This is a genomic window from Nonomuraea sp. NPDC023979 (genome assembly GCF_040639085.1).
Classification (GTDB): Bacteria; Actinomycetota; Actinomycetes; order Streptosporangiales; family Streptosporangiaceae; genus Nonomuraea; species Nonomuraea ceibae.
The window spans coordinates 67,087-81,624 of sequence record NZ_JBEZZG010000040.1; the positions used below are offsets into that span (position 1 = coordinate 67,087).

Annotated in this window: 19 protein-coding genes; 11 read left to right on the plus strand and 8 right to left on the minus strand. The window is 69.9% G+C overall.

The window, feature by feature from the left end; translation table 11 throughout:
• Positions 1–362 precede the first annotated feature (362 nt).
• Together AB0G11_RS42300 and AB0G11_RS42305 are read right to left on the minus strand one after the other, a co-directional pair.
• A complete protein-coding gene (locus AB0G11_RS42300) occupies positions 363–956 on the minus strand; it encodes an rRNA adenine N-6-methyltransferase family protein (RefSeq protein WP_357592515.1) in 594 nt (197 codons plus the stop codon).
• Positions 957–1,024: 68 nt separating this feature from the next.
• Positions 1,025–1,840: an SDR family NAD(P)-dependent oxidoreductase gene (locus AB0G11_RS42305; protein ID WP_219508555.1), complete on the minus strand. Its 816-nt coding sequence runs from the start codon at positions 1,838–1,840 to the stop codon at positions 1,025–1,027.
• Between the two features lie 115 nt (positions 1,841–1,955).
• On the opposite strand from AB0G11_RS42305, the gene AB0G11_RS42310 reads away from it, so the two are divergent.
• Positions 1,956–2,570 carry a TetR/AcrR family transcriptional regulator gene (locus AB0G11_RS42310; RefSeq protein ID WP_357592517.1) on the plus strand — a complete coding sequence of 205 codons (615 nt, stop codon included), beginning with the start codon at positions 1,956–1,958 and terminating at the stop codon, positions 2,568–2,570.
• Here AB0G11_RS42310 and AB0G11_RS42315 read toward each other — a convergent pair.
• Positions 2,530–2,745: a hypothetical protein gene (locus AB0G11_RS42315; protein WP_357592519.1), complete on the minus strand. Its 216-nt coding sequence runs from the start codon at positions 2,743–2,745 to the stop codon at positions 2,530–2,532. The two genes, AB0G11_RS42310 and AB0G11_RS42315, sit on opposite strands and share 41 nt — an antisense overlap.
• Positions 2,746–2,771: 26 nt before the next feature.
• On the opposite strand from AB0G11_RS42315, the gene AB0G11_RS42320 reads away from it, so the two are divergent.
• A complete protein-coding gene (locus AB0G11_RS42320) occupies positions 2,772–3,308 on the plus strand; it encodes a class I SAM-dependent methyltransferase (protein ID WP_357592521.1) in 537 nt (178 codons plus the stop codon).
• Entirely contained in the window at positions 3,305–3,856 is a 552-nt protein-coding gene (locus tag AB0G11_RS42325; protein ID WP_357592523.1) for a GNAT family N-acetyltransferase, read from the plus strand. The genes AB0G11_RS42320 and AB0G11_RS42325 overlap by 4 nt, the downstream gene beginning before the upstream one ends.
• A 195-nt stretch (positions 3,857–4,051) precedes the next feature.
• Here the strand turns inward: AB0G11_RS42325 and AB0G11_RS42330 are convergent, their stop codons facing one another.
• Positions 4,052–4,504, minus strand: coding sequence for a MarR family transcriptional regulator (locus tag AB0G11_RS42330; RefSeq protein WP_219508551.1), 453 nt, complete (start codon positions 4,502–4,504; stop codon positions 4,052–4,054).
• Between the two features lie 67 nt (positions 4,505–4,571).
• Between AB0G11_RS42330 and AB0G11_RS42335 the strand changes: the two genes are divergently transcribed.
• On the plus strand, positions 4,572–5,114 hold the full coding sequence (locus AB0G11_RS42335; protein WP_357592525.1) for an isochorismatase family protein: 543 nt from the start codon (positions 4,572–4,574) through the stop codon (positions 5,112–5,114).
• 34 nt (positions 5,115–5,148) lie between these two features.
• Positions 5,149–5,868 carry an MBL fold metallo-hydrolase gene (locus AB0G11_RS42340; RefSeq protein WP_357592527.1) on the plus strand — a complete coding sequence of 240 codons (720 nt, stop codon included), beginning with the start codon at positions 5,149–5,151 and terminating at the stop codon, positions 5,866–5,868.
• Positions 5,869–6,871: 1,003 nt separating this feature from the next.
• Here the strand turns inward: AB0G11_RS42340 and AB0G11_RS42345 are convergent.
• Positions 6,872–7,804 carry a LysR family transcriptional regulator gene (locus AB0G11_RS42345; protein WP_357592529.1) on the minus strand — a complete coding sequence of 311 codons (933 nt, stop codon included), beginning with the start codon at positions 7,802–7,804 and terminating at the stop codon, positions 6,872–6,874.
• Between the two features lie 88 nt (positions 7,805–7,892).
• On the opposite strand from AB0G11_RS42345, the gene AB0G11_RS42350 reads away from it, so the two are divergent.
• Positions 7,893–8,816, plus strand: a complete 924-nt coding sequence (locus tag AB0G11_RS42350; protein WP_357592531.1) for a zinc-binding dehydrogenase — start codon at positions 7,893–7,895, stop codon at positions 8,814–8,816.
• On the plus strand, positions 8,813–9,793 hold the full coding sequence (locus AB0G11_RS42355) for an alpha/beta fold hydrolase (protein WP_357592533.1): 981 nt from the start codon (positions 8,813–8,815) through the stop codon (positions 9,791–9,793). Before AB0G11_RS42350 ends, AB0G11_RS42355 begins: the two co-directional genes overlap by 4 nt.
• A gap of 547 nt (positions 9,794–10,340) precedes the next feature.
• Here the strand turns inward: AB0G11_RS42355 and AB0G11_RS42360 are convergent.
• A complete protein-coding gene (locus AB0G11_RS42360) occupies positions 10,341–10,793 on the minus strand; it encodes a hypothetical protein (RefSeq protein WP_357592535.1) in 453 nt (150 codons plus the stop codon).
• Here AB0G11_RS42360 and AB0G11_RS42365 point away from each other — a divergent pair.
• From AB0G11_RS42365 to AB0G11_RS42375, 3 genes are all read left to right on the plus strand, one after another.
• Complete coding sequence (locus tag AB0G11_RS42365; RefSeq protein WP_357592537.1) at positions 10,792–10,989, plus strand: hypothetical protein; 198 nt, start codon at positions 10,792–10,794, stop codon at positions 10,987–10,989. The genes AB0G11_RS42360 and AB0G11_RS42365 overlap by 2 nt on opposite strands.
• A gap of 188 nt (positions 10,990–11,177) precedes the next feature.
• Positions 11,178–11,420, plus strand: a complete 243-nt coding sequence (locus tag AB0G11_RS42370) for a hypothetical protein (protein WP_246647145.1) — start codon at positions 11,178–11,180, stop codon at positions 11,418–11,420.
• Positions 11,402–11,620, plus strand: a complete 219-nt coding sequence (locus AB0G11_RS42375; protein ID WP_357592539.1) for a hypothetical protein — start codon at positions 11,402–11,404, stop codon at positions 11,618–11,620. Before AB0G11_RS42370 ends, AB0G11_RS42375 begins: the two co-directional genes overlap by 19 nt.
• 179 nt (positions 11,621–11,799) lie before the next feature.
• Here the strand turns inward: AB0G11_RS42375 and AB0G11_RS42380 are convergent, their stop codons facing one another.
• Both AB0G11_RS42380 and AB0G11_RS42385 read right to left on the minus strand, forming a co-directional pair.
• The gene (locus tag AB0G11_RS42380; protein ID WP_357592541.1) at positions 11,800–12,423 is read right to left on the minus strand and encodes a YdeI/OmpD-associated family protein; all 624 of its coding nucleotides are present in this window, start codon (positions 12,421–12,423) and stop codon (positions 11,800–11,802) included.
• Between the two features lie 153 nt (positions 12,424–12,576).
• Positions 12,577–13,026, minus strand: coding sequence for a carboxymuconolactone decarboxylase family protein (locus AB0G11_RS42385; protein WP_357592543.1), 450 nt, complete (start codon positions 13,024–13,026; stop codon positions 12,577–12,579).
• Between the two features lie 173 nt (positions 13,027–13,199).
• Here AB0G11_RS42385 and AB0G11_RS42390 point away from each other — a divergent pair, with 173 nt between their 5' ends.
• Positions 13,200–14,150, plus strand: a complete 951-nt coding sequence (locus AB0G11_RS42390) for a YafY family protein (protein WP_357592545.1) — start codon at positions 13,200–13,202, stop codon at positions 14,148–14,150.
• The last annotated feature ends 388 nt before the right edge of the window (positions 14,151–14,538 follow it).

A 14,538-nucleotide genomic window follows, 5' to 3' on the forward strand; every position in this document is an offset into this window, starting at 1 on the left:
GTGTGCAGCAGCGTAGTGAAGCCCGCGCGGTCGGGGGAGAGCCGGCGGCTGGAGGTGACGGGGTCTTCGTAGACGGGGGCGCCTGCGGTCAGCGGGGAGGCAAGGGCGTGCCGCTGGCGGGCGTCGGGATCTCGCCGACCTCCTCGCGGCGCGCACCTCGTACCGGGGGAACTCCGCCGTGATGTAGGCGATCTCCGGGGCCATTCCAGTCGGCCTGCTTGAGTATCGCGCTGCCGTGGCCGCGATCATGATCAGCCGGAGACTCGCCCGGCGGAAGCCCTCTCAGGCACGCACCGGCATCGGCGGTTATGCCGACGACAGGTGACAGAGTTTGCCGGTCTGCTGCCACAGCGCAGGGCGGGTCACCAGTACAGGTGCTGCCACAGCGCGATCCACTGGTCTGGGTGGACGTGTCCGACGGCGGCGTCACGAGGCACGCCGGCCGCCGCCAAGGCGGCGTCCACTCCTCGGTGACGCGTCCTCAGCGAGGCGCGCACCGAGCCGCCGAGCCCGCTGAAGCCCAGCTCGACCAGTTCCTGGTAGGTGCGGCGGCCGCGCACCAAAGGTTCGGGCCTACGCTCGATCCGCAGGATCGCCGAGTACGGTATGTTCCCCACGACCGCGAACGGCCGTCCCGGCACCGGCGCGGTGGTGAAGTCGCCGTGCACCACCTCGACACGGGGATCGTCGCGTGTGCGTGCGGCCAGCCGCCGGGCCAGGCGCGGATCGATCTCGTAGCCGATCACTCGCGCGCCCGCACCGGCCAGTGCCAGGGTCAGCGCTCCAGCGCCCGCCCCCGGCTCAAGCACCAGCCCCGCCGGGTCTGCTGCCCTGATCATGAGATCGATGGCCTGGCGGTCGGCCAGGAAGTTCTGTGAGAGCGTGCGCCGCGCCCGGCCCGCGGTGGTGCGGGCGCCGCCGGCCCTGTTCGTGGTCTGGGAGGATGGCCGCGTCACCGTCCCGCCCTGCCGGGGTGTTCCGTCGGGAGTGCCCCGGCAGGCGTGCTCTGTTCGTCCTGCGCGGGTCATCCCGGCGCTCTGCGGCTGAGGTGCTCCCAGGCACGGTACTCCGCCACCCGGTCCTGGAGGTCCTGCTGGACCATGTCGTAGGACGCGGCGCCGACGATGAGACGCCGCGGCGGCTCCGGCAGGTCCACCAGCTCCATGATCACCGGAGCGGCGGTCTCCGGGGCGGGACCGGCTTCATCGCCCCACATCTCGATCAGCTTGTCGCGCAGCTCCTGATAGTGCGGGGCGGATGCGGTCATCGTGGTGCCGGTGGTGAACAGGCCGGTGTCGTAGCCGCCCATCTGCACGATGGTCAGCTTGATGCCGAACTGCTCGACCTCTCCCGCCACGGCCTCGGAGACCGAGTCGAGCGCCGACTTGCCGGCCGCGTACAGGCCGACCATGGGGAAGCCGCCGCCGGTGCCCATCGTGGTGACCTGCAGAATGCGGCCGGAGCCCTGGGAGCGCAGGTGGGGGAGCACGGCCTGGGTGACCCAGATCGCGCCGAACAGGTTGACGTCGAAGTGGGATCTGATCTGCTCTTCCGTCGCCTCCTCCAGCATGCCCAGGAGCATGACGCCGGCGTTGTTGACCACGATGTCGAGCTTGCCGAAGGCCGCTGCCGCCCGGTCCACGCCCGCGAACACGGCCGCGCGGTCGGTGACGTCGAGCGGCAGCGGTACCAGGTCGCCGGGATGGCGCCGGGCCAGATCGGCGAGCGGCTCGACGTTGCGCGCGGCCCCGACCACCCGGTCGCCCGCTTGCAGCGCCGCCTCCGTGAACGCCCGGCCCAGTCCTCGTGACGCGCCCGTGATGAACCACACCCGGGTCATGGGCTCCACCTCCTCGTGTTCGGATCCAGCTCTAACGAAGCAAGACGGTACGTCTCGCCTCGCCATAGTGTCAAGACGGTACGTCTCGCCTCGCAAGGGTGTTATGATCCGGCACATGGCCAAGCAGCCCAACCCCGCGCGCCGCAGCCAGCGCTCCCGGCAGGCCATCCTGACCGCCGCCCGCGAGCTGGTCTCCGAGGTGGGATACGCCAAGCTGACCATCGAGGCCATCGCGACCCGGGCCGGCGTGGGCAAGCAGACGATCTACCGCTGGTGGCCCTCCAAGGGCGCGGTGGTCCTGGACGCCTTCCTGGCGCTCAGCGAGAGCGGGCCGGAGCAGGACATGGCGCTGCCCGACACCGGCGACCTGAAGGCCGACCTCAGGGTGGTCATGCGGGCAACGGTGGCCGAGTTCGCCGATCCCGCGTTCGAGGGGCCGATCCGCGCGCTCAACACCGAGATCATCAACGATCCGGCACTCGCCGCCCAATACCGCGAGAAACTGGCCGGGCCGGTCGACGAGGCCAAGAAGGCCCGGCTGCGCAGCGCCCAGCGAGCCGGCCAGCTCGCCCCCGACGCCGACCTCGACCTGGCTCTGGAGCTGCTGTACGGCCCTGTCTACCAGCGCTGGCTGCTCCGCTCGGGCCCGCTCACCCCGCAGTACGCCGACGCCCTCGTCGACGCCTTCCTCAAAGCCATGCGACCGGGCATCGGCGGTTCTGCCCAATGATCAATGCGGCCCGCCTTGAGGTCACGGCCGCCGAATCGACCATCCGCCGGTACGGCACCTCCAGCCCCACTCCGAGGATTTCCGCGGCGAGTTCCAGCGCATTCCTGCCCCCGAGGCGCCGCCGGGCCCCTGCGCCGGCCTTGGGCACCTCCAGCAGCATCTCCAGGGACAGCATGCGCACAGCGTGTCGGGGGCAGAGAGATGCGGAACGGATCCGGCGTTGACGACCATCAGCACGCCGCGCAGACGCTTGGGCATCCGGGTGAGCGCGTACGCCATGCAGTAGGCCTCGCCATCGCCGAGCTCGCCCGCCTGGCCACCCGGGGCCACGTCTACGGTGTCGACCACTCACAGGTCATGGTCGGCCAGGCCCGCCGGCGCAACGCCGCCGCCGTCCGGGCTCACCGCGTCCACCTCACGCAACCGTCCGTGGACCAGCCGCCGGGCTTCGACCATCCGCTCGACGCCATCCTCGCCGTCAACTCCCTGGGGTTCTGGCCCAACCCCGTCGAACGGCTCCGCCGGCTACGTGGCCTGCTCCGACCCGGCGGACGCATCGCGCTCGTCGGCCGGCCCCGATACCCCGGCGCCGACAGAGACACCACGGGCCGGGCCACCCAGGAGCTCCAGGACCTGCTCACCGAGGCCGGCTTCGCCCACCCCCGGGTCGAGGTCCTCGACATCGACCCGCCCGCAGCCTGTCTTCTCGCCGACAACCCGACCAGGATGCCGTCATGAGCGCCGACGACATCCCAGCCGCCCTGCCCGCCGACATCCGCCTCACCGGTCTCGGACTCGTCCTGCGGGAGTGGACCGATGACGACGTGCCCGTGATGGTCGAGCTGTTCAACGACCCTCAGGTCGACCTCTGGACCCCGCTGCGCTTCCCCTTCGACCAAGAAGCCGCCCGCGCGTACCTGGCCCAGGCCCGGCAGCGCCGCTCCGACGGCCTGTACGTCCAACTGGCCATCACCGCCGACGGTGACGCACCGATGGGCGAGATCCTGCTCTTCCGGACCGGGAGCCCCGGCGAGGCCGAACTCGCCTACGCCGTCGGCCCGCGCCACCGCCGGCGACGCCTGGCCACCCGCGCAGTGCAGCTGATCATCGGCTACGCGTACGACGTCCTGGGGATGGATCACGTCCTCCTGCGCATCGCCCAGGAGAACCGGGGCAGCGTCGCCGTAGCCCACAGCGCCGGTTTCGCGCTCACCGCCGCCACCCCCGTCACGCGGGCAGGCAGCCGACATCCCCTCCACACCTGGCGGCATCACCGCGCTGAGTGAAAGGGGGATCGGGACCTGCCCGGCGGTGAGAGCAGCCACCAGTTCATGCACCGTGATCGCGGCCAGGGCGGTTCTCCGAGATCGGAGACCTCGACTTTGTCGCGCTCCATTCACCTGCCGGAACTGGCGCCCCGTCGAACGGCGGCATTGGCTCTCCGTCGAGGACGACGAGGCCCTTCGCGCCGCAGCGTCTGATCATTCGCGTACGGGCAGGCCGTGGGAGGCCGCCAGGTGACCGAGGGCCGCGCTCAGTGCGCCCTGCTGGGACGAGGTGAGGTCGGCGACGAGCTTCGCGTCGAGGGCGAGCGCCATGGCCGTGCATTCCGCGAGGAGATCGCGTCCCTGGCCGGTGAGGCTCAGGATCTGGCGGCGGCGGTCGGCGGGGTCGCGGAGGCGCTCGACGGCTCCCATGGACTCGAGGTGGTCGGCAAGGGCCACGACGAGGCTGGGCGCCACCCGCATCAGCTTGGCGATCTCGAGCTGCGAGGCGGCCAATCCCAGGTCGAGGACTCCCAGCAGGCCGACGTGCTTGGGCTTCAGACCGTGGACGGCCAGAGCCTCCGCGTACTGATCGGCGACCAGGGCGCCCACGGCGCCTAGCCGGAAGCTGAGCGTCTCGGTCAACTTGACATCGTTCACCAACAGCATGCTACCGTCATCAAATCATTCAAACTATGAACGATTTGAGATGAGAACAATGCTCGACCATCGCACTGTGCAGATCGTCTTCGCCGATCTGCAGGACGGCATCGTGGCCCTGAGCGGCACCAACAGCCCAGAGACCATTAGGCGCTCGGCCGGGGTGCTCGCCAAGGTCGCGCAGGCGCTGGACATCCCGTTCACCGTGTCGGTCGCGCCCAGGCCCGACGGGCCCGGCGTCATCGTCGAACTTCCCGAAACGCCCCCATTCGTGCGCCGCGGGCCGTGCTGCTGGGACGACCGGGCATGGCGCGCGGCCATCGCCGCCGAGGGCCGCAAGACGTTGGTCATCTGCGGCGTGACCTCGGAGATCGTGGTCCTTCACACCGCGCTCGACGCCCTGGCCGACGGCTGTGACGTGATCGTCCCGGTCGACGCGTGCGGCGGCATGTCGGAGCGTACGGAGAACGCCGCATTTCGCCAGATCGAGGCCGCGGGCGGCACGGCGACGTCGGTGGCGAGCTTCGTCACGAGCATGGTGCGCGACTTCACCGACCCCACCGGCCGCACCGTCATCACCGCACTGCACGACCTGATCGGCCGGCGACCACAGTCCTAGCCGCTCCCCGACCACGCCTTCAGAAAGAGGTCCTATGAAACTCGCAGCCCATCTGCACCGCCTTGGCAACGATCTCGTCGCGTGCTACCTCGTCGACACCGCCGAGGGCATCACGCTCATCGACGCCGGACTGCCCGGCCACTGGCGGGAGCTCCAGCGCGAACTACGCTCCCTGGGCAAGTCCGTCGACGACATCCGCGGGCTGGTGCTGACCCACGGCGACTCCGACCACATCGGGTTCGCCGAGCGCCTGCGCAGCGCCCACGGCGTACCGGTGTTCGTGCATGCCGCCGACGCGGCCCGCACCCGTACGGGAGAGAAGCCCAAGACCGCGTGGGGCCCCATGCGTCTCGGCCCGACGCTCGGCTTCTTCGGTTACGCCATCCGCAAGAACGGCCTGCGCACCCGCTACGTCAGCGAGGTCACCACGATCGCTGATGGCGACGTCCTGGACCTGCCCGGGAGCCCGGTGATCGTGGGCATGCCGGGGCACTCGCCGGGAAGCGTGGCGGTGCACGTCCCGATCACCGACGCGCTCTTCGTCGGCGACGCCCTGACCACGCGGCACGTCCTCACCGGGCGTGAAGGCCCGCAGGCGGCGCCCTTCACCGACGACCCGGCCGAAGCGCTCTCCTCCCTGAACCGCATCGCTGGGCTGCCGGCCTCGTGGGTGCTTCCCGGCCACGGCGCCCCCTGGCGCACCTCGCCACCTCAAGTGAGCGAGGCGGTTCGGTCCGCAGGGGCTGCGGCTTGACCGGTGAGGTGGGGGCGATCTTCAGCCGGTCCGCTTCTTCCGGTCGCGTCCCCGGTTCCCGTCCCTGCCGCCCGGCCCGCTGCAAGCCCGTCGGCTGGCGGTCGGGCCCGAGCGACGCCTGACCCGGCCTCCGGCGCGGCCAGGTCGACCCCGGCGGGTCCGGTCGGCCCACACGCTTCGACATACCTTCGACATACCTCTCATTGCTAGCGTCGCCACCACTCACAAGCGTCAAGCACCAGCAAGGAGATCCTGCATGCGCAAAATTGCCGCGTCGCTCACTCTGATCGTCAGTGCCTTCATCGTCACTACGCCAAGTCCCGCTGCCGCCGCACCTACCGGGTGCTCAGTGTGGAAGGCGTACAGCGGCAGTTCGGAGGGAGGCGGAGCCAAATGCACCGGCGGTACGGGGCATTTCAGGGTCCTGGCCTACTGCACGGCCGATCCTTCCAATGGCTGGGGGACCCTCTATCGCGGGAACTGGGCGTATCCCGGGAACTACAGCTACAAGTGGTGTCCGAGCAGCCAGCGCCATGTGGTCGGTGTCGCCCTTGAGAAGGCGAACTGGTAGCAGGCTCGCCGGTCCCGCCGTCAGCACGCCATAGCCCCAGGCGCTCGACGTGCAGGATGCCTGGTCCGCCTGCGGCCAACGCCTCTTCCTCTTTCCAGGGGAGAGCGACATGACATCAAGACAGGCCTCACGGAGCCGCCGGCATCTGCGTGTCCGCCGCCGACGAACTGGTTCTGATCAGCCATGACGGAGCGCACTGGAGTCCTCGTTGGGGTTCATTCAGGCCGTTCTGCGAGATCCGCAGTGGACCGGCAAGCTGACGGAGGAAGACCGGCGAGCCCTCAGCCCGCTGTTCTGGGCTCATGTGAACCCCTACGGACATGGAGACCCGGCTCGATCTCACCGCGGCGTGAGCGGACCTCCGGACGGGACCGTGCGGTGGTTCTGGCCCCACCTCATGTTTCTGCGCCGCCTACTAACTACGCGATCGCCTTAGCCGGCGTCCGTGCTGTGGCGTTCGGGTAGCCAATCGCGGGCGGGATCGTGTTCCAGCCATCGGTTGCGCTCGGCCTCCGTCACGAAGGCGCTTGTCAAGGTGTCCAGCAGTGGGTGGCCGCCGTTGTCGCGCCAGAGCAGTGACCAGGCGTACAGCGGTGTGGGGTCGATCAGCGGGATCGAGCGGATCGCCGGGTGCGGCGGGAGGGGGATGTCTGCGGGCAGCAGGCTGAAGCGGTGCATGTCGGCTGCCAGATCGGCCAGGAAGCGGTCCAGCCCCAGGTTCGTGCCTTCGGCGTGCTGGTGGATGCCGAAGGCCATGGCGAAGCGGTGCAGGAAGTCCAGCCGGTGGAGCGCGCCGGGGGTCCACAGTACGCCGTCGCGCAACTGCGCCGGACGGATCGCGGGCGCGTTCGCCAGCGGGTGATCGGCGTGGAGGATGGCGTCCACGGGTTCCAGCCGCACCAGGCGATGGGTCAGCCCGGCGGGCAGCGGCGCGTGGACGCGGCCGAAGGCGGCGTCGATGTCGCCGTGCAGCAGCGCGGTGATCACCGACGGCAGGTCTCGGCCGTGGCCCAGTTCCAGCCGCGGCTCGCCGGTCGCCACCTGGGCCAGGGTGCGCATGGGCGCGTACAGGTGGCCCCACACGTCGATCCGCAACGGGCGGTGCGTGTCCAGCACAGCCGCCACGGCCAGGTCGGCTGCGGCCAGCGCCTGCCGGGCGGGCTCCAAGAAACGCTGGCCGGCCTCGGTGAGGCGTACCCCCTGGCCGCCGCGGTCGAGCAGGCGCCTGCCGAGCGTGGACTCCAGGCGGGCGATCCGTTTGGACAGGGCCTGCTGGGAGATCGACAATTCCTCGGCCGCGTGGCCGAAGTGCAGCCCTTCTGCCGCCTGTACGAACGCGCGCACCTGCGCCAGGTCCAAGTCCACGGCTGTCACCATAGGCGACAACCTATGGTTGTCGGCTCCTCGCGTCCGTTGTTGGCTCAGGCGACCCGCCTGCCGCTTTCATAGCCGCATGCGCAGATTGACCCCTACGGGAGATGCCTCGCGGCCGGTGGAGTTCGCCCAGGCCGCACAGCCCGTGCCCGCCCCGGACGAGGTGCTGATCAAGGTTGAGGCGTTCTCCCCGAATCGCGGAGAGACATTCCTGCTGGAAAGGCCGGAGCCCGGTCTGCAGCCGGGCAAGGACGTCGCAGGACTGGTCGTGCAGGCCGCCGCCGACGGCTCGGGCCCACCGGCCGGCAGCCGGGTGGTGGGCCATCCACCCATGGGCGGCTGGGCCGAGTACGCGGCCGTGCCCACCCACTCGATCGCCGTCCTGCCTGACGGGCTCGCCACCGTGCAGGCGGCCGCCCTGCCACTGGCCGGGATCACCGCGCTGCGGCTGCTTCGCGCTGCCGGCGCCGTGACGGGCAGGCGAGTGCTGCTGACCGGCGCCGCCGGGGGAGTGGGGCACTACCTGACCGAGCTGGCCGCCGCGGCCGGGGCGGAGGTGACCGCGGTGACCGCCACGGCAGAGCGTGGCGCACGCCTGCGCGAGCTGGGCGCCGCCGCGATCGTGCACGACGTGGACGATACGGACGGGCCGTTCGACGTGGTGCTCGAGTCCACCGGCGGCAACGCGCTCCCGGCCGCGCTGGCCCGGCTGGCGCCGGCCGGCCTGCTGGTGTGGTTCGGGCAGGCCAGCCGTACCCCTGCGACGGTGAACTTCTTCGACCTGCTGGCCGGGCCGCAGAACGCCGTGATCCGGCACTTCCACTACGCGGGCACGCCGTACGGTCCTGACCTGGCAACCCTGGTACGTCTGGCGGCCCGCGGGCGGCTGCACCCCGAGATCGGCCGCGTCGCCGACTGGAGCCGGACCGCCGATGTCCTGACCGACCTGCGGGAACGCCGCATCCGCGGCAAGGCCGTACTGACGATCGGAGCATCGCGATGAGCGCCGCGGACTTCGCCGCCGCCAACCTGTCACGCGCCACCGGAGCCGGGCTGGACCCGCACGAGTACCTGCGCGTCACCGGCGAAATGACGGACCTGGATCAGTGGGGCGAGGCTTTCATGCGCGCCGCACGCGAGCACGTGGCGCGCGCCGGGCAGGCGGCCACGGCGATCTCGACAGGCGAGCACCTCCAGGCGGCGGCGCGCTGGTTCCACTTCGCCACCCTGGGACCGAACCGCCAGAGCGCGCTCGCGGCGGCCGAGGCCGACGCCGCCATGGAACGGGCGCTGGAGTTGCTGGAGCCGCAGGCGCGCCGGATCGAAGGGCCGGGCTTCACCGGCTGGCTGCGCGGCCCCGCTGACGCCGCCGCGACGGTGGTGGTGGTCCCGGGGCTGGACTCCGGCAAGGAGGAGTTCCACGACCTCGTCATTGCCCTGCTGCGCCGGGGCCTGGCCGTGTTCGCCATGGACGGGCCGGGACAGGGCGCGCTCGCCGCCACCAGCACCGTCCGCGCCGACTACCACCACGTGATCGGCCAGGTCATCGACACACTCCGCCCGCGGAACGTGGGACTCGTCGGGCTCAGCCTCGGCGGCTACTACGTCGCGGAAAGCGCCGCCCGGGAGAGCCGCGTCGCGGCCGCCGTCACCGTCAGCGGCCCGTTCCGGCTGCACTGGGACGACCTGCCACCTCCCGTACGGGATCTCCTCATCCAGCGGGCCGGTGGCGAAGAGGCGGCCCGCCGCTTCGCCGGCCAGGTGGACGTGTCCGCCCTCGCCCCGCAGATCACCTGCCCGCTGCTGGTCATCGACGGCGGCCAGGACGTCATCCCCGGCGTGACCAACGGCGAGCCGCTGGCCCGCCTGGCACCGCACGGGCACTACCTGTGCCTGCCACATGGCGACCACCTGCTCGGCAACGCCCGTCCCGACTGGCTGGCCACGGCCGCCGACTGGATCTCTGGAGCACTCGCATGACACGCTTCACCGACAAGACCGCCCTGATCACCGGCGGCACGAGCGGCACGGGACTGGCCGAGCGGCTCACGCCGCGTGGCCGGTGCGTCCCCCCGGCCGGGCGGCGTATCCCGGCAGATCCTTTGGCACTTTTCGACTCATCGCCGCCTCGATCGCGCTCTCACTTCGTCCGCACCGCTGAAAGGAGGTCGGACATCAGCGGGCCGGGGATGCCCGCGTCCGAGCCCCGCGGACTCTACCGCGCAGGTGAGCGCGTGGCTCTCGGCATGGTTGAGGTTCGCTCGGCGCCCCTCGTGGCCGAGCAGCTCGCGCGCCACGTAGCCATCTTGTACCGGTAGGGCCTCCTCGATGAGGCGGGCGTAGGCCGGGCGGACCCTCGCGGGGGCGGCGCAGGTGGTGAGATCGACGACCGCAAAACCCAGGCGGACACGGAAGACGGCGTGTCCAGGCTCGGCTTGCGGGTTACGTGCGTGGAGTCATAGAGAGTGAGATCAGGAAGATGGCCACTGTCGATGAGGCCACGCGATTCTGAGTCAGTCTGTACGCCCTATGGTCTTATCGACGTGCCAACGATCCGGCGGCGCACGAGGAGTTCCTGATCGGCGAGCCTGTCATCGAGGATCCGGTTCCCGGAGACGACTCCGCAGTCCGTGCGGGTGAGAGTGATCTGCCGGACCCGCAGCGCCTCGCGCTGCCCGGCCTCGCCCGGCGCGTAGAGGCGGTCGCCGGGCAGGTAGTCCCGCAGCGGCAGCCAGCGAGCGCCGTGCGCGAAGGTCAGTTCGCGGGTTCGCTGGACGCGTTCGACCGCGCCACGCACCAGCAGCGACACACCGACGAGGTTCGCGGCCGTCGCCTCAGTCACGCCGACCTGCCTAACGCCGGTCTCCCAGCGGCCCCACGGCAGCGGGGTGCCGACGTTGACCCGCTCGACGCGGAAGGAGTCGTCGCCGGGCGGCGCGGCCTTTCGAGGCTGCTGGGCAAGCGCTGGGGCCTTCCTCATGGGCCGCAACAGCTACGAGGTCATGGCCGGATACTGGCCCACCTCCGACCACCCCTCGGCCAAGGCCGGGAACGAGATCCCCAAGGTCGTGTTCTCCCGCACCCTGAAGTCGGCCGGCGACTGGCCCGAGACCCGGATCGCCAGCGGTGACACTCGCCGAGCTATGGGGAGCGAGCGCGCCGGCGACCTGGAGTAGCAACCGCGCCGCCATCGCCTCCTGACTCACCTGGTGCCATACCAAAGCACTGGGCTGCCCCGTCGGTCCCGCCCGACGCCGAACGCCGCAAAGAAAGAACCGACGAGACCCGCGCAGTCGCCAAGACCACCATCCACCGGCTGCTGTCACGTCGCGACATCCCGCTCCGGGAGAAGACGCTGTGGCGGATGCTGTACGAGACCGCCGCCCGGGCCGCCGAAATCGTCGCGTTGAACGTCGTGGACCTCGACCTGGAGCACCGGCGCGCCCCCGTCCGTTCCAAGGGCGGCGCCATCGAATGGGTGTACTGGGACAGCGGCACCGCCCACCTGCTGCCCCGCCTCCTCCGGCTCCCCGACAGGGCGAGCATGGTGGGGCGATCGGCCTTGAAGAACTGCTGGATGAGCAGTTCATGGTTGTCGTGCTGGTAGGCGGTGACCTCCTCGATGTCGGCCAGTTGCGCGGTCGCGCCGCCGGCCCGTTCCACCACCTGGCGGACCGACCCCATCCCCGCGGCCTGCATCCGCACCGCCTTGACCAGCACTTCGACCGCGACACCCAGGCCCACCCGCTGATCCGGCTCCTCAGCCTCCCTGCCAGCCTCGGTGTCTGCGTCCGCGGCACCATCTGAGCCGGTCAGCGCGGCCAGAGCCATCATCACCATCTGCGCGGCCGCGGCCTCAACCGACCCGCCCGGCACCAGGCCCTGCAGCACACCCCGGTAGGTGAGGTTCCGGCTCTGGCCGAACGTCGCGCCGCCATGTGCGTGGGCTTGGAGGAGCGAGGCGGGGGAGAGGTGTGGTCCAGCGTTCAACTGCCGAGGGCGCGCTTTTGTGGGTGGATCGTCTCGCCGCGGGCGAGCATGTCAACGAACTGGGTGATACGGCGGGCTCGGGTCTCGGCGCGTTTGGCGTTCGTGATCCGATAGAGAACGGCGTAGCGGTTCTGGGAGGTGAGGATGTCGAACATCGCTTGTGCCTGGGGTTTCGCGGCCAATGCGGCGGCCAGGTCGGCTGGTACCTCGATGCCGGCTTGTCCCGCGTAGGCCGTGTCCCAGCGGCCGTCGGCCTTGGCGCGTTGGACCTCGGCCATTCCGGCCGGATGCATCCGGCCCTCGCCGATCAGACGGGTGACGATGGAAACGTTCCGCGCTGACCAGGGACTTTGCCTGCCGCGAGGGGTGAAGCGCCGGCAGAAGGTGATCTCATCCCGCCGTCGTAGCCGGCCATCGATCCAGCCGTGGCACAGGGCTTCGTCGAGCGCCTGGTCATAGGTCAGGTTGGTGGGCCGGGTCGTGTTCTGCTTGGCGAGGACCAGCCACACCCCTGCCGAGCTGTCGTGGTGCCTGCTGAGCCACTCCCGCCAGGCTCGGGCATCGGCAACGGTCAGTTCCAGTGGTTCGTTGCTCATCGTCATTGTGCCCCTGATGATCATCAAAGGGATGGTTGTCGGCGGTCACCCGAAGGTGAGAGCCCAGAACGGGGGCCTGCCGGCAGTGGCGCTGGATCGGCCAGCGGTGGAGCCGGCCGATCTCGTCATTCGCCGCGCCGCCACCGCGTCCTCTGGACGGATGACGGCCGCCCGCCTTCACCAGGCCTTGCCGGCCTGCTCCCGGATCGTGTGGTTGATCCGGTTGAAGAAGTTGGTGATTGCGATGTTCAAGATGATCGCCGACATCTGCTTCTCGTCGAAGTGGGCGGCAGCGGCGTCCCAGATCTCGTCGGTCACGCCCGGCGCGCCATCCTGGATTCGGGTGGCGGCCTCGGTCAGCGCGAGCGCCGCCCGCTCCTCCTCGGTGAAGAACGGGGTCTCGCGCCAGGTGACCACGCTGTGCAGCCGCTCGTCGGTCTCTCCATGCTTCTTCGCCGACTGGACGCCGGCGAACACACACGGGCTGCAGCCGTTGATCTGGCTGGCCCGCAGATGGACCAGCTCGAGCACGAGCGGGTCGACGCCACCGGCGTGAATCGCCTTCTGGAGATGCTGGACCGCTGTGATCACGTCGGAATTCGCCACGCTCTTCATGCGTGCTTCCATCAGTGTTGCTCCTTCATCGGTTACCTCGGCCCGTCCGGTTCCGTCATCTAACGCACCTTGGCGGAGGTCATCGTCGTCATGGACTTTTCGGCCGAGGAGTTCTCGGTCATGCCGGCGACGTTACGGTATGACCCGGTCAGAAACGGTCCTGGTTATCGAGCAGACTGTCCGCCATGGTCAACACCTCGGCGCGGCTGCTGCAGTTGCTGTCATTGCTGTCAACGCGGCAGTCCTGGACGTGCGCTGATCTGGCCGCCCAACTGGAGATCACCGAACGGACGGTTCGCAGGGACATCGCCCGGCTACGTGAACTCGGCTACGGCATCGAATCGGAGATGGGTCCATGGGGCGGCTACCACCTCGGGCCCGGAACCAGCATTCCGCCACTGATCCTCGATGAGGAGGAGGCCCTCGCGGTCGCTGTCGGGCTGCGCACCGCCGCCTTCAGCGGAGTCTCCGGCAGCGACCAAGCAGCCCTGTCGGCGCTGCTGAAACTACGCCAGGTGCTGCCGGCCAGGATCGCCGACCGGCTCGGCGAGTTGGACGCCGCGTTCACCCACACCGCACGACCCGACGACAGCCAGATCTCCCCCGCGCTGCTCCTCGACCTGGCCACCGCGTGCCGGCGAGGCGAACGCACCCAGGTGACCTACCGCGACGGGGCCGGAACGACGTCCACCCGACGAGTGGACCCCCACCGGCTCATCTACACCGGCCGCCGCTGGTATCTCCTCGCCTACGACCTGACGCGGCAGGACTGGCGCACCTTCCGTACCGATCGCATCATCGATGCCACAGCCACCGGGCAGGCCACCGCCCTGCCCGACCCGCCAGATCCAGCACAGATGGTCAGCACGGGCATCGCGCTGAGGCCCTACCCGGTGCGGGTGACCATCCGCCTGGCCGTACCGGCCGATGAGGCCCGCAGGCTGGTGCCACCAACGGTCGGCGTCCACCACCCGGACGGCGATGACGCAACGATCATCGACATCGGCGGGCCAGACGCCGACGGCCTGGCCCGCTATCTGCTCAGCCTCGGCCGACCACTCCAGATACTGCACCCAGAAGAGGTCCGCCAGGCATTCCTCACCCGCACACAACAGCTCCTCAACGACAACCAGTAACAACAAACACCCGCCGATCGCTGACACGGCTACCTGCAGTGACGGATTTTGCCGTTGAGGAACTCGAGGGGTTACCGGAAGGGGTGCACTACCTGGGATAACTACGTGCTGGAACCGAAAAGCCATGTTCTTCGCATATCGCTCACTGGTCCTCAGGACTGGCCGGGGTGGCGGCTTGCCGCAGCTTATGGGAGGTCCAGGCCACCACGGCGGGGCGACGGCCCGGACCTGGGCCTCGAACGCGGCCGCCGCCGCGGCGTCGGGCGGACGGCACGCTCGGCCAGCCATCGTGCCTAGGAGCTGTTTCTTGGATCAGGTTCGGAGCCAGATGACCAGGGCGGCCAGGGTGACGGTGCCGAGGAAGATGTAGGCGCGTTTGTCGTAGCGG

What these genes read in the sequence shown, in the direction of transcription:
- AB0G11_RS42305 (WP_219508555.1), bottom strand. Translation starts at nt 1,840, where the DNA reads ATGACCCGGGTGTGGTTCATCACGGGCGCGTCACGAGGACTGGGCCGG.
- AB0G11_RS42310 (WP_357592517.1), top strand. Translation starts at nt 1,956, where the DNA reads ATGGCCAAGCAGCCCAACCCCGCGCGCCGCAGCCAGCGCTCCCGGCAG.
- AB0G11_RS42315 (WP_357592519.1), bottom strand. Translation starts at nt 2,745, where the DNA reads ATGCTGTCCCTGGAGATGCTGCTGGAGGTGCCCAAGGCCGGCGCAGGG.
- AB0G11_RS42320 (WP_357592521.1), top strand. Translation starts at nt 2,772, where the DNA reads ATGCGGAACGGATCCGGCGTTGACGACCATCAGCACGCCGCGCAGACG.
- AB0G11_RS42325 (WP_357592523.1), top strand. Translation starts at nt 3,305, where the DNA reads ATGAGCGCCGACGACATCCCAGCCGCCCTGCCCGCCGACATCCGCCTC.
- AB0G11_RS42330 (WP_219508551.1), bottom strand. Translation starts at nt 4,504, where the DNA reads ATGCTGTTGGTGAACGATGTCAAGTTGACCGAGACGCTCAGCTTCCGG.
- AB0G11_RS42340 (WP_357592527.1), top strand. Translation starts at nt 5,149, where the DNA reads ATGAAACTCGCAGCCCATCTGCACCGCCTTGGCAACGATCTCGTCGCG.
- AB0G11_RS42350 (WP_357592531.1), top strand. Translation starts at nt 7,893, where the DNA reads ATGCGCAGATTGACCCCTACGGGAGATGCCTCGCGGCCGGTGGAGTTC.
- AB0G11_RS42355 (WP_357592533.1), top strand. Translation starts at nt 8,813, where the DNA reads ATGAGCGCCGCGGACTTCGCCGCCGCCAACCTGTCACGCGCCACCGGA.
- AB0G11_RS42365 (WP_357592537.1), top strand. Translation starts at nt 10,792, where the DNA reads ATGGGCCGCAACAGCTACGAGGTCATGGCCGGATACTGGCCCACCTCC.
- AB0G11_RS42360 (WP_357592535.1), bottom strand. Translation starts at nt 10,793, where the DNA reads ATGAGGAAGGCCCCAGCGCTTGCCCAGCAGCCTCGAAAGGCCGCGCCG.
- AB0G11_RS42370 (WP_246647145.1), top strand. Translation starts at nt 11,178, where the DNA reads ATGCTGTACGAGACCGCCGCCCGGGCCGCCGAAATCGTCGCGTTGAAC.
- AB0G11_RS42375 (WP_357592539.1), top strand. Translation starts at nt 11,402, where the DNA reads ATGGTTGTCGTGCTGGTAGGCGGTGACCTCCTCGATGTCGGCCAGTTG.
- AB0G11_RS42380 (WP_357592541.1), bottom strand. Translation starts at nt 12,423, where the DNA reads ATGATCATCAGGGGCACAATGACGATGAGCAACGAACCACTGGAACTG.
- AB0G11_RS42385 (WP_357592543.1), bottom strand. Translation starts at nt 13,026, where the DNA reads ATGGAAGCACGCATGAAGAGCGTGGCGAATTCCGACGTGATCACAGCG.
- AB0G11_RS42390 (WP_357592545.1), top strand. Translation starts at nt 13,200, where the DNA reads ATGGTCAACACCTCGGCGCGGCTGCTGCAGTTGCTGTCATTGCTGTCA.